The following is an 18839-nucleotide window of genomic DNA, read 5'->3' as shown; positions in this document are numbered from 1 at the left end:
CGTATGAAGAGAACGGAGGAGAGCGATGTTATCAACAACACTAGCAAATAAAATTATTTATGAAGTAGGAAAATTATTTGAAAAAGACCTGATTATTGTCAATATAGATGGAGAGATCATTGCTAGCTCGGAGGAAGGGAGAATTGGTGATTATCATGAAGGTGCATTGCTTTGTGCACAAAAATTGGAAAAGATTATCATAAAAGAAAGTGATGTCCCTTATTTAAAAGGAGTAAAAGCGGGCATAAATTTTCCAATATTATTTCAAGGAAAAGTAATTGGTGTGATTGGGATTACAGGTGAACCTAGTCAAATTATGCCCTTTGGGGAACTATTACAAAAGATGACAGAATTAATGATAAAAGAGAATTATTTTTCAGAAGAAAGTCAATGGCGAGCTAGAATGATAGAATCTTTCATACTAGATTGGATACAAGAGAAAGAGTGGACAGCGGAATTCATAGAACGTGCGCATGTATTAAAAATTAATCTAGAATTGTGTCGCCTACCTATATTCATTGAATGGGATCAACACTCTCCCTTTATCTTCAATGCAATCGGACAAATTAGGCAGATTTGGGAAGAATCGCAAAGCCAGGATTTAATGATCCAGTGGGGCAGTCATCGTTTTTTACTTTTACATAACGGACCGATAATGCAGAAAACCACTATATTGCATAAGTTAAAACAATTAAAGACGTTCATTGAAAGCAGCTGGGGAGTTTCTGTTCGAATTGGTGTTGGAAACAAGGTGATACCACGAAAGTTGGGAATAGGGGTGACAGATGCAGAAAAGGCACTCCTAGCAGCTTCAGAGACCTCTCCCATAATGTTTGAAGAGGATTTACGTTTAGAGCTATGTTTACAAGAAATTAAACAAAGTACGAAGCAAGAGTATATGACACGTATTCTTGATCCATTATTGGCACAGGAAGAGCTATTAACAACCTTAAAGGCTCTGTTTACCTATCATTTATCGCTAAAAAAGACTGCGGAGGAGCTGCATATCCATATCAATACTCTTTATTATCGCTTGAAAAAAATAGAGGAATATACAGGATTGGATGTGAAGGCAGTCCCAGATGTGTTTCAACTATTCTTAGCTTTACAGTTTTTGGAGGAACATACAAAAAAAGGGATCAAAAAAGAAAAATAAACTAAATATCTCTCTATAGAAAAAGCGACCCGATTTTTTTATGATAAAGTGAGGGGAGCGCACGCTTATCCGCTACTTAGAACATCCATCTTAAAATGGATCCTTAAAGGGTAAGAGTTTCTTAATTTAGGCAAAGAGGGTGGATTATGATGATTTCCAAATCAATCAAAAGCCAGTTTGAAGCGATCGTAGGCAAAGAGAACATAATGACCTCACAGGCGCAAAGGCTTGTATATTCCTACGACGCAACACCGAATATGCAAGCGATGCCCGACTTAATATTGGCTCCGCGTTCGACTCAAGAGGTGATTGAAATTGTAAACGTTTGCCGGGGAGAGAAAATTCCGATTGTCCCACGTGGTTCTGGATCCAATTTATGTGCGGGGACAGTCCCGATTGCAGGCGGAGTTGTGCTGTTATTTAAACATATGAATCAAATCCTTGAAGTAGATGAGGAAAATTTAACGGTAACTGTGCAGCCAGGTGTGATTACACAAGATTTGATTGAAGCAGTAGAGAGGAGAGGGTTATTCTATCCGCCTGATCCCAGCTCAATGAAAATCTCAACGATTGGTGGCAATATTAATGAAAATTCTGGTGGATTACGTGGTTTGAAGTATGGTGTGACCGCTGATTATGTGATGGGTTTGGAAGCTGTTTTAGCGAATGGTGAAGTTATTCATACAGGTGGCAAACTAGCCAAGGATGTTGCTGGATATAATTTAACTCAATTACTGGTTGGCTCAGAAGGGACATTGGCGATTATCACAGAAGCAACATTGAAACTAATTCCAATGCCTGAGTCGAAAAAAACAATGCTCGCACTCTATGAAAATATTGATGCAGCGGCACAATCTGTCTCAAAAATTATTGCAGCACAAATGATCCCAGCGACTTTGGAATTTTTGGATCAGCCAACTTTACAAGCAGTAGAGGATTTTTCCCAGATAGGATTGCCAACAGATGTGGAAGCCGTTCTTTTGATTGAGCAGGATGGCCCCGAGGAAGTAGTAGCACGTGATATTGAAAAAATGGCGCTGATTTGTACAGAAACAGGGGCTGTATCTGTGCAAATTGCGGCAACAATAGAGGAAGCAGAGGCGCTGACAACAGCAAGACGGGCAGCATTATCAGCTTTAGCAAGATTGAAGCCGACAACTATTTTAGAGGATGCGACCGTCCCACGTTCAGAAATTGCCAATATGGTAAAGGCAATTAATGAGATTGCAGAGAAGCATCAGGTGAAGATTTGTACATTTGGTCATGCAGGGGATGGAAATTTGCATCCAACCTGTCCAACCGATGCTCGAGATGAGGATGAAATGGCAAGAGTAGAGGCTGCTTTTGCGGATATTTTTGATCAGGCGATTCGATTAGGCGGCACGATCACTGGTGAGCATGGAGTTGGAATCGTCAAGGCCCCGTATTTGGAATGGAAGGTAGGGGCAGCAGGGATTGCGGTTATGAAAGGAATAAAACAAGCATTAGATCCACAGCAAATTTTAAATCCTGGTAAGGTTTTTTCGGAAGAAACCCGTAATCGATTGGTGGTGTCGACATGATGGATTTAACAATCCGTGAGAGGAACATTCAAGAAGCATTCCAGGAAAGAATGGATGAGTCGGAATTGCTGAATTGTATGCGCTGTGGTTTTTGCTTGCCCGCTTGTCCGACTTATATTGAAACAGGATATGATGAAACTCATTCCCCGCGTGGGCGGATTGCCTTAATGAAGGCAGTCTATGACGGACTTATTGCTCCAGATGAAGAAGTGGAACATTCATTAAATGTTTGTTTGGGCTGCCGAGCTTGTGAACCTGTTTGTCCAGCAGGAGTGCAATATGGTCATTTATTGGAAGAAGCAAGAGATATTTTCAATGAACATCATCCTCATTCATTACCAGTGAAGGCGTTGCGTAAAACGATGTTTGATGGTTTGTTTCCACATCAAAAGCGGATGACCAAAGCCGTTGGTTTACTAGGATTTTATCAAAAAAGTGGCTTGCAAACCATTGCTCGTAAAATTGGCTTTATGAAATTATTCCCAGAAAGCTTGCGACAAATGGAAAAGGCTTTACCCGAGGTGCCGAGACATCGCAGGATAAAAACTCATCTACCTTCATCAGGGATCACATCCGCAAAAGTGGCCTTTTTCTCCGGCTGTTTAATGGATACGATGTTTTTAGAGACGAATGAAGCCACGATCAAATTACTGCAGAAGGTTGGCTGTGAGATCGTAATTCCGGAAAATCAAGGTTGCTGTGGTGCTTTGCATGGGCATAGTGGAGAAAAAGAGAAGGCCAAGGAGTTAGCTAGGAGAAATATTGCCGCTTTTGAAAAAACAGAAGCAGATTATATTATCGTCAATGCGGGAGGCTGTGGCGCCTTTTTAATGGATTACGACCACTTGTTAAAAGACGATCCAGAATATGCAGAACGAGCGCGCCAGTTTAGCGCAAAAATGAAGGATATTTCGCAGATTTTATATGAATTGAACTTTCATGAACGTGTGCCGCTTCAAGTAACACAACAAGTTGTGACCTATCAAGATTCATGCCATTTACGAAATGTGATGAGAACAGCAGAGGCTCCTCGCGTTTTGATGAAGGCAATAGCTGGTGTCACATACAACGAAATGGAAAAAGCCGATAGCTGCTGTGGCTCCGCAGGAATCTACAATCTAGTTCAACCCGAGATGTCGATGCAAATATTAGATCATAAAATGGAAAAGGTGACCGCAACAAGAGCGCAAACGATTGTAACAGCCAATCCTGGATGTCTGTTACAGATGAAGCTTGGTATTGAGCGTGAAGGATTAGGAGATCAAGTGCGCGCCATTCATATTGTGGATTTGTTGCTGGAGGCATGTGGTTAAGGAAGATGGCTTCGTGAGGGAGAAAGGCACGAAGCTTTTTTGCATAGGATGAGAGTAAGCAGGAAAAAGGTGCTATTTCTAGAAGTGTAGGTATAAGGAGGTGAAAGGATGAAATATGTAAGCTTCGGTGTTTTTATCGTCATCATAGCCATAGTCGTTGGTTTTGTCACGAGTGATTGGCTGCTTGTCTTGAAAATTTCTGGTGGCGTTGTGCTGGTATTGTTATTTCTTGCTGGGCTCTTTACCGGGGCAATGGCAGGAGGAAAAAGCTTAAACGAGATTAACTGCTCCTATCCGGAATTAAGCTTTTTCTATAAGGGGTTAAAAACATCTAGCATGTTACGCTTTCTCCTTCTTCGGCCAAATAAAATTTGAAAGGGCGATCAAGAAGTCAATTCCAAGGACCAAAGACCATAGTTTCCAAAAGCCATCCAAAACTTCTGTGCGAGCGGGGTCTTGGATGAAAAAGATAAGGCCGAGTAAAAAGACACTCCCGATTATATAGGCAAGTACATGCTGTCCCCAGCTTTTTAAATAATGCTTTGCATAATCCATGCCATAACGCTTCAATGGTTTAGGGCCTTGCTTCATTATATAATAACGAAATCGCTCATCAGCCCAACGAATCATACTTTTTCCGAAGGCGAGTGAAATCCCAATATAAATAGCTGCGAGTCCATGGGCTTGAGTGGCAGTTGCCCCATGATATAAATCAAAGCTTGTAGTCCCCAATAAAATTAAATCAATCACAGGTGTGAGAGCTAGGAAGAAAAAGCCTAGTTTTTCTTTTTTTTAGTAGATATCTTGTCACAAACCCAAGTAGAATCACAACCCAAAAGCCAATTTCAGCGGCGATAATCATCCATGCGACAAAGTTCAATCTGTATGCCTCCCCACCTCAAAGTAGATTTAAAATATACCATGGTTTTTATTTTAATACAACTGTATTTTTTAAAGTGATTTTGGTAAAATAAACGTATGCCAAAAATAGTTGATCATGAAAAAAGAAAAAGACAAATTGCAGAAGCTACTTGGAAAGTAATTTTGGAGCAAGGAATGGAGGGAGCAACGGTACGCAATATTGCAAAGGAAGCTGGTTTGTCCTTAGGGGCTTTGCGATATTACTTTTCAACCCAAGATGAGTTATTTGTTTATGCAATGAAATTAGTCAAAGAGAATGCGACAGAACGTATTAATAAAATCGCTGCCAGTGAACTGCCAGCATTTGAAAAAGTCATGGCTATTTTATTAGAAATTGTCCCGGTCGATGCACAAACAATGGCAGAGATGGAAGTGTGGTTTGCCTATGTCTTCTATACAAGACATAAAGAGGATATATTTGCTGCAAAAGAAGATGTTATTTTTAAAGGAATGGAAAAATTATTGCTCTATTTACGTCAGCAGCAAGTACTTCGGGCTGGGGTGGATATCGAGATTGAAACAGAAAGATTGTATGCTTTAATTGATGGACTGGCCCTTCATGCTTTATTAGAACCACAAAGAATGGACAAGGAAAGGCTTGTGAAGGTGATTGAGTATCATCTGCAAATGATTTGTGTTTAGGTGAAAAGAAGAAAATGAAGGAAAAGTGGCTGGAACAAAATCCGGAAATATACTTCCCTTTCCGCGGGCGAGTGGCAAGCCTCCTCTGGCTCCGCCTTCCGAGGTCTTGCCGAACACTAGCTTCCCGCAGGATCTACGTATATTTCCTTCGCTAAGTCCCAGCCTCTTGACAGATAGAACTATTTTTTCTTCACGATAATATCTCCATTTTTCGTTTCCAGCTGAATCATTGTTCCTTGATTCTGGTTATTGATCGTTTGTTTCTTTTGATCAAAAATAAGAATGTCTCCATGCTTTGTAGCTGTATCAAACTGGACGTTTTCAGGGTAGTTCTGTGCTTGAATGAATATATCCCCATTTGACGTTTCAGCGGTTATAGGACTTGAAATCTGATCATTACGCAAGGAGAAATCTCCTGATCGTGTTTTCGCCTGTACCTCTCCAGAGACATTTTTGAATGCTGTGTCCCCTGATCTTGTTAGGCTCTGGACATTGGCAGCGTCAATATTAGATAAGACAATGTCTCCTGATTTTGTTTCTGCAGATGTATCACCAGTGATTTGATCTAAACGGACATCACCGCTCGTCGCTTTGACAGCGAGTTGATCAGACGTAAGGTTTTCAGCTACGATATCCCCGGCATTAGTGGCGATGTCGATATTCTTTGCTGCGATTTTTTCAACGTATAAATCAGCTGTTTTTCCCTTTACTTGAATGCTGTCATATTCTTTTTCAGGCACATATACGATGATTTTAGGTGATTGATCAAAGCCGAATGAAAACCACTTTTTTGTTTTATCTTCAGAGTGAATGCTAAGTATATCGCCTTGTTGGTCCACTGACAGTTCGTTACTCCTCTTTTGAGCGCTCCTGCCCACTACCTCAATCTTTGCTTGTTCTTGAGTAGGCATCAGTTCGACATCTGTATTCGTAACATCAATTTGCACGGCGTTAAATGAGAAATCACTAATATCGGTTGTCACCGCTGCTGTTTTCTCCTTAGCTGCTGAAAATGTGATGGCACTGGCGATTCCTCCTACAATGATAAAAAGGAGAGCGATGATTGAAATTTTCTTGACCATGTTATTTTCCACCTTTCACAACAGATACATTATATTTTAAATAACGAAGAAGCAAGTTTTTAAATCCAATGGACAGATGATACATTCCTAGGGAAATGAAAAAGCCTAGTCCGGAAAGAACGATAGAGACAAATAGATCGAACCATGCGAATGTTCCTGGATTGAATAAGGCACTGATCACAACTAATAGGGGGCTAAGTGTAAAGGAAGCACCTAAGCACCATCCTCCTAATAATAAACCTACTAAGGCAATAAACGGACCTAGCACTAAGACCAAGTTTATAAAGCCAAGTCCAATCACAGACCATACGGCGCGAAAAATATTTCCTGTTGATCGGCTCGTTTCCATTTTTTCTATATGATATTCGGCAAGAATTTCTCGAGCTAATTGTTTTGGTGGACCAAGAGCTGCAGAGATTTCCTCCTCTGATTTCCCTTCTTCAATTCCAAAATTAAAATGATCTTCATAATCTTGAAGAATATCATTTTTTTCTACCGAAGATAGGGAACGTAAATATCGTTCTAATTCTAAAGAAAACTCCTTTTTATTCATGGGCGATTCCCTCCTCGATGATGTGGTCGACCCCTTTGGAAAATTGTTTCCACTCTGCAACAAGTTTATATAAATAATCCCGCCCCTGTTCTGTTAATTTATAATATTTCCGTGATGGGCCTTCGGTTGATTCGCGCAAATAGGTTGTAAAATAACCTTCTTTTGTTAATCTTCTTAGTAAAGGATAGACTGAGCCTTCCGATATTTCAATTTGATTGGAAATGCTTTGAACAAGTTCATATCCATAGCGGTCTTCCTTATCCAGCAGGACGAGAACACAAAGTTCTAAAACTCCCTTTTTAAATTGAACATTCAATTTTCACCACTCCACTACTGTATAATGTATAGTACTTGAATATAATATAACATCTAGTACTGTTCATTGCAAGGTACTGTAGAAATTTTAATTTAAAAAAGCTGTGAAGAGGAGTGGAAAACCCTCTACACAGCTGTATGCGCAGTTCGATTTTTAAAAAACATGAAAAGCGCTCCGATTAATAACAAGATTCCGGCGAAAAGGAATCCTCCGTTGGCTGTTAATTGGAGTAATCCTGTAATACCTGAACCGATGACGACTCCCATGGAGAAGAAGGCGTAAAAATATCCATATGCTTTTCCGCGATATGCAGGATCTGTTGCGTCGACAAGCATAGAGTTTAAAGATGGGAATAAAAAAGCAAAACCAATTCCGTAAGTACCCATAATTACATAAAGGAGTGTGATGCTTGGGGCAAAGCTGATGAGGAGCATGCTTATGCCCATAATTGTCATCCCAAACACGGCTGTATGTATAGGCTTTAAGCGATCAAATAATGTATTGGTTGGCAATATAAAGATTAACACAGCCACTAGCCCAAATGTACTCATCAATAAGCCACTTGTTTGAGTGTCACTTCCTAATCCCTCTACTTTTAATGGAAGCATATACGCGACAACGCCTTGTGAGAACATAAGGAATAATGCGCCTAAATATGTTTTCATAATGAACGGATCTTGGAAGAAAATTCTTACCGAAATCGGCTTTTTATCCACTTTAGGTTTTTTCACTTTTTGTAACGAACGAAGGAAGATAAAGGACAGGATCCCTAGCACAAACATGAAAATAGCTGTGACCGTTAGCACGGTGACTTCATTCATTTTACTAGCGACGATGCCACTGAAGGCCGGTCCGCTGATCGCGGCTAGTCCAATAAAAGCACCGGATAATGCAGCTCCTTTCCCTTTCTTTTCCTTCGCCGTTGTATTCGCTAAATTGGTAAAAGCTGCAGGAACGATCAGACCTGCTGTGAAACCATGTAGAAAACGAACAAGCAACAAAATCCAAGTACCTGTTGCGAAATAATATAATAATAATGTGATACCTGTTGAAAATAGGCCGAACATTAAAATGGAAAAAGGTCCTTTTTTATCCGTCAAAAAGCCGGACGTCACATTGCCGATAATATTAGAAAGAGAAAACATCCCGACAACCAGTCCAACTAAAAAAGGAGGTGCCCCAAGGGAAGCCGCCAATGGACTCATAATCGGCAATTGCGAAAAGAGATCGAAAAAGGAAAAAAACACAATTAAGTAAATGAGAATCCTCATCATACTCACAGCCTCCAAACTAGAATCATTACCCCCATCTTCTCATGAAAACAGAAATTCTCAAGGGTATAGTTCAACAAATATGTGAAAAACCTGGGAATTATGTGCCGAATTTCTAGCTTTTATAAAAAAGAGGGGGGTAATTCCATAGGAGAAATTTAAACCCGTATAAAAAGTTTTAAACGCATAAGGAGTCGGGATAATCTCGTAAGTGAAATTAAACCCTTATAAAGAGTTATTAAACCCGTAAGGCAGGGTTTAAACACGCAAGGAGTCTGTTTAATCCCGTATAGATCCCTCCTTGTATAGAACTCTTAATCTTGTATGCAATCAAATTTAGTTCGTTTTTGCAAATAGCGCTTGAAGTCTATTTGATACAAGATTTAAGCACTTAGTCTTTAAAAAGGAATAGGCAAAGTGGTGACCAGCTATTCTTGACAAAGCGGCTTTTAACCCAAGAAGTGAAAGTGGTTCCTTTACATAGTTTGCAATTTTTATTTTGATTACCTCCATATATAATCGGTTATTCTGATTATATATGGACATCACCCCTCGAGCCAATCCTGATTATGATCTTCAGCATTCCATTGGTATTTTGATAAATTTACTTTTCCCTTTCCAGAAACCTCGACGCCCTCTTCACTAAGCAAAGAAGCTTGTGTATGGGCGGCTTCAGGATCTCCAATTACAATTTCCCCCTTTGCATTGACAACGCGCTGCCAGGGTAAATCATATTTTCGACTCATAGAATGAAGAATTCTGGCAACCTGTCTGGCAGCACGAGGGTTGCCAGCTAGGCGAGCAATTTGTCCATAAGTGGCTACAGCTCCAGCTGGGATCTCTTGTATGACCGTTATAACTTGCTGTGTATAAGGCTCCATGTTTTATTCTCCTGACTGATTAAGATATGATAAAAGTAAAATAACCTTGAAAGGGTGTGCACGATGGATATTCGCAATGCAACTGAAGTTCAAGATTATCAAGAATCACGTTTCACTAAAAACATATTATATCAAAATGATAAAAGCACAGCATTTGTTTTGAATTTTTTGCCAGGTCAGATGTTACCTCCTCACCCGCATCCGAACGCTCATGTTTATTTGTACACAATAGAAGGAACTGGGACGTGCACAATTGATGGAGACGAACAAGTTATATCAGTCAAAGATGTGATCCATTGTGAAAATCAGCAAATATTAAGCATTGAGAACACAGGTGAAGGGCCACTAAGTATTTATGTTGTCCTTGCCAAAGAATAAAGTGAAACTTCATTCAGTGGGGTTTTTTTCCATCCCCACTGAATGGTTAAGGATCAAAGGCTAAATTCGCAACATCTTGTTGGCAGACTCAAACGCGACGACAATCGCTACGTCTGCACTAGTACATCCTATACGTTGCAACGCCTTTGTAGCCTGCGTCCTGCAGGCCTGAACCAATCGGGTATTTGACTTTCAGTTGTTCCCCACTTACAATTCTCGTTTTTACCTCGAATTCTTGAAGTGGGGGTCTTACTGCCAGTTAATTCGGGATAAAAAGGATGGTCGAAAATGGCAAAAATTTTAATTGTAGAAGATGATCCTAAGATTGCTCAATTGCTGCAAAATCATTTAGAAAAGTACGGCTTTGAAGCAATCATAACAGAAAAATTTGATAGAGTTCTCGATTTTTTCAAAGAAATTCAACCTGACTTAGTATTATTGGATATTAACTTGCCAAGCTTTGATGGCTTTTATTGGTGCAGGCAAATCCGGCAAATTTCCACATGCCCGATTCTTTTTATTTCTGCGCGTTCAGGAGAAATGGATCAAGTGATGGCGTTAGAAAATGGCGGGGACGATTTTATTACAAAGCCTTTTCATTATGAAATTGTCATGGCGAAAATCCGAAGTAGCTTACGGCGGGCATACGGGGAATATGCCCCGAAGGTGAAAGAACGGACTGTCGAACTAGATGGGCTTGTTTTATATGTTGAGAGGATGGAAGTCACTAAAGATGGGAAAAACGCGCCTCTAACAAAGAAAGAAGCAGTCTTGCTTGAAATGTTAATGAAACGTTCACCACGAATCGCCTCCCGTGAAGCGATTCTGGAAAAATTATGGGATGACCAATCCTTTGTTGATGAAAATACGTTGAATGTCAATGTTACAAGAGTTCGGAAAAAACTACAAGAGTTGGGGATTATAGAGGCAATTGAAACCGTAAGAGGTGCAGGCTATCGGCTTATTCCTAATTGGGAGTCTTCATTATGAAGCTATTTTTTCGGGATCATTTCCTGCTTATCCTTATGAACGTGCTCCAAGTCATTGTTCTATTAACCGTGTTTTGGATGGATGGTTATCAGCATTTTACCTTGTATGTTTATGCTCTTTTCTTAGCGACCTTTATTCTCATGCTCTATCTTATTTTTCGTTATCTTGTTCATCGCAGGTTTTATAAAAGGTTGTCGAACCCGATGGAACATATGAATGAAGCCTTTGAGACATTAGACACGGCTCCCCTTGCCAAGGCATTAGGTGAATTATTAAAACGACAACATCGTATCTATATGAATCAACTTGATCAACAAGAAAAAAGGCGAAATGACCACTTAACGTTTATTAATCAATGGGTTCATCAGATGAAAACACCCTTATCCGTCATTGAATTGATCACCCAAGAAAATGATGACGACGAGCAGTTAGAAAGCATTCGTGAAGAAACAGATAAGTTAGAAAAGGGCTTAGAAATGGTGTTGTATGCGGCAAGATTGGAAATGTTTGAACAAGATTTTCAAGTAGAGCCTGTGTCTTTGCGATCAGTCATTGAAGCAGCTGTCCGAGAAAATAAACGCCTTTTTATAAAAAATCATGTGTATCCAGAGATTCATGTTTCCGAAACAATTGTGGAATCTGATGAAAAGTGGTTAGAATTTATCTTTAATCAATTGATTACAAATGCAGTGAAATATTCTACTGGAAAAGGGCGTAAGGTGGTCATCAATGAAGCGAAGCATAAGCGTGCAATCATGGTAACGGTGCAGGATTATGGTGTAGGCATCCCCAAAACGGATTTAAAACGAGTGTTCAATCCCTTTTTTACAGGAGAAAATGGCCGGGTTTATCGTGAATCAACAGGTATGGGGCTCTATTTAGTCAAAGAGGTCTGTGAAAAATTGGGTCATGATATTGAACTCTCCTCTGTTCAGGGAGAAGGGACGAGTGTACAACTAGTATTTCATAGATAATTCTTACATAATTGTAAGCTAAATGAAAGCTAGAGCGATGGTATGAAAGAGCCCGTTTCTCTTACACTATAGTTAGTTGAGAAAGGGGTTTTTAATTTGGAAATCTTAAACATTAAAAATTTAAGTAAGGTCTATGACGGCAAAGTTGCCCATAAAGCATTAGCAGATATTGATTTGACGATAGAGGAAGGGGAATTTGTCGGGATTATGGGTCCTTCAGGGAGTGGGAAGTCGACCTTGTTAAATATGGTGGCGACGATTGACCAACCGACATCAGGCTCACTGATCGTGAACGGTAAAGATCCCTTGCGGATGAAGCATAATGAATTGGCTCTCTTTCGACGCCAGCAATTGGGATTTATCTTCCAAGACTTTAATCTACTCCCCACTTTAACAGTCGAGGAAAACATTGTTCTCCCGCTTACATTAGATGGGGCCAAAGTAAAGGACATGGAACAAGCTGTAACGGCTGTCGCGGAGAAATTAGGGATTACATCGATTTTAAAAAAGCGTATCTATGAAATATCAGGTGGACAAGCACAAAGAACGGCGATCGCCAGAGCGATCATTCATAATCCGAAGATGGTCCTTGCCGATGAACCGACGGGAAATTTAGATTCTAAGGCATCGAGAGCGGCAATGGAAATGATGGAGAGAATCAATAAGGATGATCAGTCAACCATGATGATGGTTACACATGATCCGATTGCAGCTAGCTATACGGAAAGAGTTGTGTTTATCAAAGACGGTACATTATTCAATGAAATTCACCGTGGTGAGAATCGACAAGCTTTTTTCCAAAAGATCATCGACGTGTTATCGCTGTTGGGAGGGGATGCAAGTGACCTTTCGTCAATTCGCGTTTAACAATGTTTTTCGCAATAAACGTATTTATGCAGCTTATTTTTTAAGTAGCTTATTCTCTGTGCTTGTCTTCTTTGTATATGCGATTTTCGCTTTTCATCCGGGATTATCGAAAATTAATCCACATGTAGCGGTTGGATTGCATTTTGCTGAGGGGATTATTTATGTATTCTCATTTATTTTCGTGCTCGTGTCGATGAGTGCCTTTTTGAAATCACGAAAAAAGGAATTTGGTTTAATGGTGATGCTGGGGATGACCAATCAGCAGCTGCGTCGCATGGTTTTTCTAGAAAATGTGCTAATTGGATTTTTCGCAACCGTTTCTGGCATCGTAGTAGGGCTCGTTTTTGCCAAATTGATTTTGATGGCTGCACAAAGCATTTTAAATTTAGATCAAGCCTTGCCCTTTTATCTACCATGGCAAGCGATCTTATTAACATTTAGCGCCTTTTTAATTTTGTTTATTGTCATTTCCTTTTTTACGGTTTCTATTTTAAAAGGAAATAAATTAATTGATTTAATTAAAGGGAGTTCAGCACCGAAAAAAGAACCAAAGGCCTCTGTTACTCTGTCTATTTTGGCGGCTCTCCTACTCGCAGTTGGGTATGCGATTGCTTTGATCGTCCGTGAAGGGCAAGTTGTTATTGCGATGATTCCCGTTACTACCCTCGTGGTTATAGGAACGTATTTTCTGTTTACCCAACTTAGTGTATTTACGATTAATCGTTTAAAGAAGCGTAAGACGATATTTTGGAAAAAGACGAATATTGTTCTCCTATCCGACCTTGCCTATCGTATGAAGGATAATGCACGCGCCTTTTTCTTTGTTGCCATCGTATCGACAGTTGCTTTCTCGGCCATTGGCTCGTTAGTCGGCTTTAGGTCTATGCTTGTGACTTCTATAACAGAGAGTCAGCCATTTGCGTTTGACTATGTCTCATATGAAGACAATAAGCATGAGGCAGAACATATCCAAGAAATTGACAAGGAATTAGCTTCAACCAATTATAAAAGGGCGAGTATCTCGATTAAACATACTACTGTCGAAAATCCAGATGGAGAATCCTTAGAAAGGGCGATTGTTTCACAAACTGAATATAATCAGTTGGCTAAGATCGCTGATCAGGCAGATAAGCAAGTGAAGCTTGAAGGGACTGATGCTGTATTACTTTATACGCAAAATTCCTTTGATAACCTGCCTGATATCCCTAAAAAAGTTAGTCACCAGATTGAAGGACAGACGGTTCAACAAATTGATATTCAGCTGATGAATCTAATTGGGACCTATGAGGATTATCTTGTTGTCAATGATAGCTTTTTTAAAAAAATTGAATCAGTGGAAACAAACACTTATTATGGTTTTTATATGAAGGATTGGAAAGACACTGCTGACATTGGCGAAAAACTAATGAAAAGATTCGATGTGGAAGGAACGGAGGGGTTTGATACAAACGGGACATTTAGTTTTACTTCTCTAGGGTATAGTTGGCATATAGTTAACCAATCATATGGAGCGGTTCTGTTTATTGGCTTGTTTATTGGCGCGGTCTTTTTCGTTGCTGCCGGAAGCTTCTTATATTTCCGTCTCTATGCAGATTTAGGAGATGAGAAACAGAAATTTTCTGTGATTGGCAAGCTTGGACTTACGGATAGGGAGCTTTCGAAAATATTGACAGTTCAATTGGCTCTGCTCTTCTTTGTTCCAATAATTGTTGCAGTGATTCATGGTGCCGTAGCGCTCACAGCCCTGCAGCATATGTTTGATTTTAACTTATTTAAGAGCTCAGCAATGGTACTAGGAACCTTTACAATCGTTCAATTGGTGTACTTCCTCTTCATTCGCTTTAATTATATTCGTAAAATAAAAGAATCGATATGATATAGGCTTGAAGGCACATTTCTAAGGAGATGTGTCTTTTTTTTTTGCTTAGAGAACTATAAAATTGACGCTTGTGGATAACTGTTTATATTGTGGTTGGTGTCTAGCTCCAAGCGCCATCGGCAGGAGCGAGTCCATCGGCGTTGCGACGTACAGGATGTACTAGTGCAGACGAAGCGACACGACATCGCGTTTTTAGCTGTTCATCCTTACTATGAAAGTTTGTACGTCGCTAAACGGGCGCCTTTCGCTTTTCTATCTCTAGACATGTATATCACATTATGATATATTCCTTTTAGATATATATCATTTTTGGATATATCCGAAAGAGATATAGAAGGTGATGGATTGGGAAAAACGGAACATTTAACAGATTCAATGTTTTATATTATGGCTGCCTTAACAAAACCAAGGCATGGCTACGCTATTATGAGCTTAATTGAAGAGACAACAAATGGAGCCATGACGATCGGGCCTGCTTCGATGTATACGATCATTAAAAAGCTATTAAAACAAGAGTGGATTTATTTACATGATGGCTCGGATTCAAGACGTAAAACATACTTGCTTACTGAAAAAGGCAGGGAAGTATTAGCTGAAGATATGGAGCTTAGAAAACGGATGCTGCGGTTAGCGGAAACTGGCTTGAAGGAGGTTAGGGAATGAGACAAACCAAGTATATTATGTCAGGTGGGCTGGCCTTTTCTGAGGATAAGGACATGGAAAAATTACGCCAGCTTTCTTTGAAGGGTTGGCATGTTAGTGACTTTAAGTTTATGGGGTATACCTTGGAAAAAAGGGAAAGCGCGGAGTATATCTACAGTATAGATTATCGTTCAGTAAAAAAGGATGAAGAAGAGGAATACCTTGAATTTTTTTCATCTGCTGGATGGTCGCACATTGCCTCAGAAGCAAATATTCATTTATTTCGAGCACTTCCTGGTACACAACCAATTTATACCGACCGAGATACAACAGCTGAAAAGTATAAGAATTTAAGTAATTCCATGAACAAATTAGCTATCCCGTTTGTTCTCATAACGGCTCTTGCTTGGGTTGCTGTGATGATCAGTTCTGGCAGCTTACAATCAATCCTTCTTGGAGTGGCTGTTATTCTTACTGGAGTCGCCCTTCCAGCAGCTTGGACGATTATCACCACGTACAGTAACAAATGGCAGGTAGAGGGGAGGAAGGGATTAGTCAATTTAGTAAAAATGCTACCTATCCTTACCTTATTCATTGTCGTTATTCTTTTGTTATATGTCGGTGGTACAGATGCAGACCCCGCAATTAACCTCTTAAGCTATATGATAGCTGGAGCGACCGGACTCCCAACAGCTATTTGGGTGATTATGTCGCTTTGTAGTAGGAGTCGAAAAATAAAATTTTCCTCAAAATGATTGGGATCTCTGTGACTTAAAGCCATTTAAGGATGGATACTTGAAACTTTAGATCATTTCATTCGTAAAGAGTAAGTGAATAGAAAGGACGTGTGGTATGGAGCCAATTTTAACTGTAGATCAATTAGGGAAAGCCTTTAAGCAAACGCAAATTATTCAAAACATCTCGTTCCAAGTGCATAAGGGAGAAATTATGGCCATTCTTGGACCGAATGGAGCGGGGAAATCGACAACGATCCGAAATATTATGGGGATTATGTATCCAGATGAGGGAACGGTGCAATTTCATAATCAGCCAACTGGTGAAATCCCTCGCCATAAAATTGGGTATTTACCAGAAGAACGCGGGCTCTATAAGAATGTGAACGTGATGGATATGATTTTATATTTAGCGGAACTAAAGGATTACCCCTTGAAAAAAGCAAGACAGCGGGCGATGGACTATTTAGCGAAGCTCGGCCTTGAGGGAAAAGAAAAGGTTTCTGTTGAAGAATTATCAAAGGGAATGGGGCAAAAAGTGCAATTTATCGGTTCGATCATTCATGAGCCGGAACTGCTGATTTTAGATGAACCCTTCTCGGGATTGGATCCTGTTAGCCAAGAGGTTTTTAAAAAGGAAATTCAGGAATTGGCAAATCAGGGGACAGCGATTTTATTATCTTCCCATCAAATGAACATGGTGGAAGAGGTTTGTGATCGTTTATTTATGATCCATCGGGGGCAAAAGGTGATTTATGGATCATTAGAAGATGTAAAAAATCAATACGCTAATTTTAAATGTACGATTCGTGGAAAAAATGATGTGCAAGTATTGGAGCGACTCGCAGAGGTACAACGCGTTGAATCAACCGGTGATGTCGCGGTGCTTTACTTGACTCCAGAAGTACATGTTCCATCATGGTTAAGACAGCTTCCAGAAAATCTGAATATTCAAGAGTTATCGATTGATCGAATATCCTTACATGAAATTTTTATAGATGTGGCAACAGATCAACACGTAGGTCAAGATCTTCAGGAAGGGGGCGATCATTATGCGAAATAGCTGGAAGGTGGCTAAATGGGAAATCAAACGCAATATGAAAAATAAATCGTTTATTATTTCTTTGATCATTACACCGATTATTTTTATGTTATTTGCGTTTATTCCTACTCTTTTTAATTCGGAAGAAGAGCAGACACAAGTATTTATTTTAGATGAACTGGATGTTTACGGGCAAGTAGAGGAAATGGTTACTTCCTCAGAGTTAAATTGGGAGTTACAGCAGACCGATGTCACTGAAGCGGAGATGGCGGCTAAAGTAGAAGCAGATGAACATACAGCTTATATTGCTCTAACAGAAAAGGCACTAGAAGAAGGAGAAATCCCCGTTTATTTAAACGACAAGCTGGAGGAAAGTTTTCTTTTTGAAGCATCGATCATCGAAACACCACTTCGTCAACTACAATTGGAACGAATGAATTTATCAGATCAACAGTTGGAAGTCATTGGCAAGGGCGTTTCATTGCAGCCGATCGAGCATGAGAATACTGGGGATTCTTCAAAAACAGATGGGGAATCATCTGAAGAAGAAGGGGATCCGTTCAAGCATCTTGTTCCTGGAATTGCAGCGGGCGTTGTCCTATTTTCGATTGTGATCACAGGGATGATGATTTTCACCTCTGCTTCACAGGAAAAAAAGGAAAAGGTCGCGGAGATTATTTTGTCTTCTGTTACACCAACAGATCTTATGCAAGGAAAAATCATTGGCTATTTCGTTTTAGGGATTACACAAGTAGCCGTTTGGCTAGCATTTCTTCTTCCTATCGCTTTATGGAAGATTGACTTTCCGATCCTAGAATACTTATTTGTACCAGAATTGGCGCTGCTCTTGCTTATCGCTTTAGCCGGCTACCTCTTATTCGCGGCTATTTTTGTCGGGATGGGAGCAACGGTCGAAGACATGAGCTCTACAAGTAACTTTCAAGGAATTGTGATGATGTTGCCATTCCTTCCGTTTATATTTATGGGGCCAATTTTAATGGATCCAAGTGGTTTGGTTGCCAAAGTGATGACCTATATTCCGATTACCACACCAGGTGTTCTATTAATTCGTCTTGCTATGCTGGAAGAGTGGCCGTGGCTTGAAATCATCATTGCGATTGTCGTGCTATTTGTATTTATTTGGTTAGCAATGAAAGCAGCCGGAAAAATATTCAAAATGGGTATCCTTATGTATGGAAAAAATGCCACACCAAAAGAAATTTGGAAGTGGCTGTGGGCTTAATGAGTCACTCCTGGTCGGAATTTGGCCAGGAGTGTTTTTTACTCTAAGTAGAATGGGAGAGTCGTAAGAAGGAAACATCCCTGTTCCGACTTGCTGAAGGTGAACACTTTGCTTCACTAAATGGTGACATCACTATGAATTGGCAGGCGGGCAATAGGTCCCCCACTCCAAACGTCCTGATTAATATTTTTTCAGCAGGACGAACCGGTTACTTCCCCAAATATCACTTGTATTTTCTTCACAATGAGTGAGATAATGAATCATATTCCTAGGCTAGATGATCATAACAATGGCTAAAAACTTTTAGCCAAGCAAGTAAAGTTTATCGTGTGTTTACTTGAAAATAAGCGATTTTTAAGAATGTACTTTTCCGAAATCACAATTTGGTAAATG

At 39.9% G+C, this 18839-nt stretch carries 19 protein-coding genes and 1 pseudogene; 14 read left to right on the top strand and 6 right to left on the bottom strand.

Features of this window, described 5'->3' with window-relative positions; translation table 11 throughout:
• Nucleotides 1–25 precede the first annotated feature (25 nt).
• The 4 genes from KI375_RS12060 to KI375_RS12045 all read left to right on the top strand — a co-directional run bounded on the left by KI375_RS12060 (nt 26) and on the right by KI375_RS12045 (nt 4406).
• On the top strand, nt 26–1156 hold the full coding sequence (locus KI375_RS12060; RefSeq protein WP_212973754.1) for a CdaR family transcriptional regulator: 1131 nt from the start codon (nt 26–28) through the stop codon (nt 1154–1156).
• A 149-nt stretch (nt 1157–1305) separates the two neighbouring features.
• Nucleotides 1306–2718: a glycolate oxidase subunit GlcD gene (glcD, locus tag KI375_RS12055; RefSeq protein WP_212973962.1), complete on the top strand. Its 1413-nt coding sequence runs from the start codon at nt 1306–1308 to the stop codon at nt 2716–2718.
• Nucleotides 2718–4031, top strand: coding sequence for a (Fe-S)-binding protein (locus tag KI375_RS12050; RefSeq protein ID WP_212973961.1), 1314 nt, complete (start codon nt 2718–2720; stop codon nt 4029–4031). The genes glcD and KI375_RS12050 overlap by 1 nt, the downstream gene beginning before the upstream one ends.
• A 108-nt stretch (nt 4032–4139) precedes the next feature.
• Nucleotides 4140–4406: a DUF5316 family protein gene (locus tag KI375_RS12045; RefSeq protein WP_212973753.1), complete on the top strand. Its 267-nt coding sequence runs from the start codon at nt 4140–4142 to the stop codon at nt 4404–4406.
• Here the strand turns inward: KI375_RS12045 and KI375_RS12040 are convergent.
• Nucleotides 4371–4911, bottom strand: a pseudogene (locus KI375_RS12040) (hypothetical protein). The gene KI375_RS12045 and the pseudogene KI375_RS12040 overlap by 36 nt on opposite strands.
• A gap of 98 nt (nt 4912–5009) precedes the next feature.
• Here KI375_RS12040 and KI375_RS12035 point away from each other — a divergent pair.
• The gene (locus KI375_RS12035; RefSeq protein WP_212973752.1) at nt 5010–5594 is read left to right on the top strand and encodes a TetR/AcrR family transcriptional regulator; all 585 of its coding nucleotides are present in this window, start codon (nt 5010–5012) and stop codon (nt 5592–5594) included.
• A gap of 179 nt (nt 5595–5773) precedes the next feature.
• Here the strand turns inward: KI375_RS12035 and KI375_RS12030 are convergent, their stop codons facing one another.
• From KI375_RS12030 to KI375_RS12010, 5 genes are all read right to left on the bottom strand, one after another.
• Entirely contained in the window at nt 5774–6676 is a 903-nt protein-coding gene (locus tag KI375_RS12030; RefSeq protein WP_212973751.1) for a DUF4097 family beta strand repeat-containing protein, read from the bottom strand.
• 1 nt (nt 6677) lies between these two features.
• A complete protein-coding gene (locus tag KI375_RS12025) occupies nt 6678–7229 on the bottom strand; it encodes an HAAS signaling domain-containing protein (protein WP_212973750.1) in 552 nt (183 codons plus the stop codon).
• The gene (locus KI375_RS12020; protein ID WP_212973749.1) at nt 7222–7545 is read right to left on the bottom strand and encodes a PadR family transcriptional regulator; all 324 of its coding nucleotides are present in this window, start codon (nt 7543–7545) and stop codon (nt 7222–7224) included. Before KI375_RS12020 ends, KI375_RS12025 begins: the two co-directional genes overlap by 8 nt.
• A gap of 125 nt (nt 7546–7670) precedes the next feature.
• Nucleotides 7671–8816: an MFS transporter gene (locus tag KI375_RS12015; RefSeq protein WP_212973960.1), complete on the bottom strand. Its 1146-nt coding sequence runs from the start codon at nt 8814–8816 to the stop codon at nt 7671–7673.
• A 545-nt stretch (nt 8817–9361) separates the two neighbouring features.
• Nucleotides 9362–9697, bottom strand: a complete 336-nt coding sequence (locus KI375_RS12010) for an MGMT family protein (protein ID WP_212973748.1) — start codon at nt 9695–9697, stop codon at nt 9362–9364.
• A gap of 63 nt (nt 9698–9760) precedes the next feature.
• Here KI375_RS12010 and KI375_RS12005 point away from each other — a divergent pair, with 63 nt between their 5' ends.
• The 9 genes from KI375_RS12005 to KI375_RS11965 all read left to right on the top strand — a co-directional run bounded on the left by KI375_RS12005 (nt 9761) and on the right by KI375_RS11965 (nt 18446).
• Nucleotides 9761–10075 carry a cupin domain-containing protein gene (locus tag KI375_RS12005; protein WP_212973747.1) on the top strand — a complete coding sequence of 105 codons (315 nt, stop codon included), beginning with the start codon at nt 9761–9763 and terminating at the stop codon, nt 10073–10075.
• 288 nt (nt 10076–10363) lie between these two features.
• The gene (locus KI375_RS12000) at nt 10364–11065 is read left to right on the top strand and encodes a response regulator transcription factor (RefSeq protein ID WP_212973746.1); all 702 of its coding nucleotides are present in this window, start codon (nt 10364–10366) and stop codon (nt 11063–11065) included.
• Nucleotides 11062–12039, top strand: a complete 978-nt coding sequence (locus tag KI375_RS11995; protein ID WP_212973745.1) for a sensor histidine kinase — start codon at nt 11062–11064, stop codon at nt 12037–12039. The genes KI375_RS12000 and KI375_RS11995 overlap by 4 nt, the downstream gene beginning before the upstream one ends.
• A 96-nt stretch (nt 12040–12135) precedes the next feature.
• Nucleotides 12136–12906: an ABC transporter ATP-binding protein gene (locus KI375_RS11990; RefSeq protein ID WP_374706841.1), complete on the top strand. Its 771-nt coding sequence runs from the start codon at nt 12136–12138 to the stop codon at nt 12904–12906.
• Complete coding sequence (locus KI375_RS11985) at nt 12881–14782, top strand: ABC transporter permease (RefSeq protein ID WP_212973744.1); 1902 nt, start codon at nt 12881–12883, stop codon at nt 14780–14782. The genes KI375_RS11990 and KI375_RS11985 overlap by 26 nt, the downstream gene beginning before the upstream one ends.
• A 348-nt stretch (nt 14783–15130) precedes the next feature.
• Nucleotides 15131–15448, top strand: a complete 318-nt coding sequence (locus tag KI375_RS11980) for a PadR family transcriptional regulator (RefSeq protein ID WP_212973743.1) — start codon at nt 15131–15133, stop codon at nt 15446–15448.
• Nucleotides 15445–16182: a DUF2812 domain-containing protein gene (locus tag KI375_RS11975; protein ID WP_212973742.1), complete on the top strand. Its 738-nt coding sequence runs from the start codon at nt 15445–15447 to the stop codon at nt 16180–16182. Before KI375_RS11980 ends, KI375_RS11975 begins: the two co-directional genes overlap by 4 nt.
• A gap of 97 nt (nt 16183–16279) precedes the next feature.
• Complete coding sequence (locus KI375_RS11970; protein WP_212973741.1) at nt 16280–17224, top strand: ABC transporter ATP-binding protein; 945 nt, start codon at nt 16280–16282, stop codon at nt 17222–17224.
• A complete protein-coding gene (locus KI375_RS11965; protein WP_212973740.1) occupies nt 17214–18446 on the top strand; it encodes an ABC transporter permease in 1233 nt (410 codons plus the stop codon). Before KI375_RS11970 ends, KI375_RS11965 begins: the two co-directional genes overlap by 11 nt.
• The last annotated feature ends 393 nt before the right edge of the window (nt 18447–18839 follow it).

The organism is Bacillus sp. J14TS2 (genome assembly GCF_018333015.1).
Taxonomy (GTDB): Bacteria; Bacillota; Bacilli; order Bacillales; family Bacillaceae_C; genus Lederbergia.
This window is presented reverse-complemented; position numbering and strand designations above follow the sequence as displayed.

Excerpts from the sequence above, each read along its gene's own strand:
- KI375_RS12060 (WP_212973754.1), top strand. The coding sequence starts at position 26 with ATGTTATCAACAACACTAGCAAATAAAATTATTTATGAAGTAGGAAAA.
- glcD (WP_212973962.1), top strand. The coding sequence starts at position 1,306 with ATGATTTCCAAATCAATCAAAAGCCAGTTTGAAGCGATCGTAGGCAAA.
- KI375_RS12050 (WP_212973961.1), top strand. The coding sequence starts at position 2,718 with ATGGATTTAACAATCCGTGAGAGGAACATTCAAGAAGCATTCCAGGAA.
- KI375_RS12045 (WP_212973753.1), top strand. The coding sequence starts at position 4,140 with ATGAAATATGTAAGCTTCGGTGTTTTTATCGTCATCATAGCCATAGTC.
- KI375_RS12035 (WP_212973752.1), top strand. The coding sequence starts at position 5,010 with ATGCCAAAAATAGTTGATCATGAAAAAAGAAAAAGACAAATTGCAGAA.
- KI375_RS12030 (WP_212973751.1), bottom strand. The coding sequence starts at position 6,676 with ATGGTCAAGAAAATTTCAATCATCGCTCTCCTTTTTATCATTGTAGGA.
- KI375_RS12025 (WP_212973750.1), bottom strand. The coding sequence starts at position 7,229 with ATGAATAAAAAGGAGTTTTCTTTAGAATTAGAACGATATTTACGTTCC.
- KI375_RS12015 (WP_212973960.1), bottom strand. The coding sequence starts at position 8,816 with ATGAGGATTCTCATTTACTTAATTGTGTTTTTTTCCTTTTTCGATCTC.
- KI375_RS12010 (WP_212973748.1), bottom strand. The coding sequence starts at position 9,697 with ATGGAGCCTTATACACAGCAAGTTATAACGGTCATACAAGAGATCCCA.
- KI375_RS12005 (WP_212973747.1), top strand. The coding sequence starts at position 9,761 with ATGGATATTCGCAATGCAACTGAAGTTCAAGATTATCAAGAATCACGT.
- KI375_RS12000 (WP_212973746.1), top strand. The coding sequence starts at position 10,364 with ATGGCAAAAATTTTAATTGTAGAAGATGATCCTAAGATTGCTCAATTG.
- KI375_RS11995 (WP_212973745.1), top strand. The coding sequence starts at position 11,062 with ATGAAGCTATTTTTTCGGGATCATTTCCTGCTTATCCTTATGAACGTG.
- KI375_RS11975 (WP_212973742.1), top strand. The coding sequence starts at position 15,445 with ATGAGACAAACCAAGTATATTATGTCAGGTGGGCTGGCCTTTTCTGAG.
- KI375_RS11970 (WP_212973741.1), top strand. The coding sequence starts at position 16,280 with ATGGAGCCAATTTTAACTGTAGATCAATTAGGGAAAGCCTTTAAGCAA.
- KI375_RS11965 (WP_212973740.1), top strand. The coding sequence starts at position 17,214 with ATGCGAAATAGCTGGAAGGTGGCTAAATGGGAAATCAAACGCAATATG.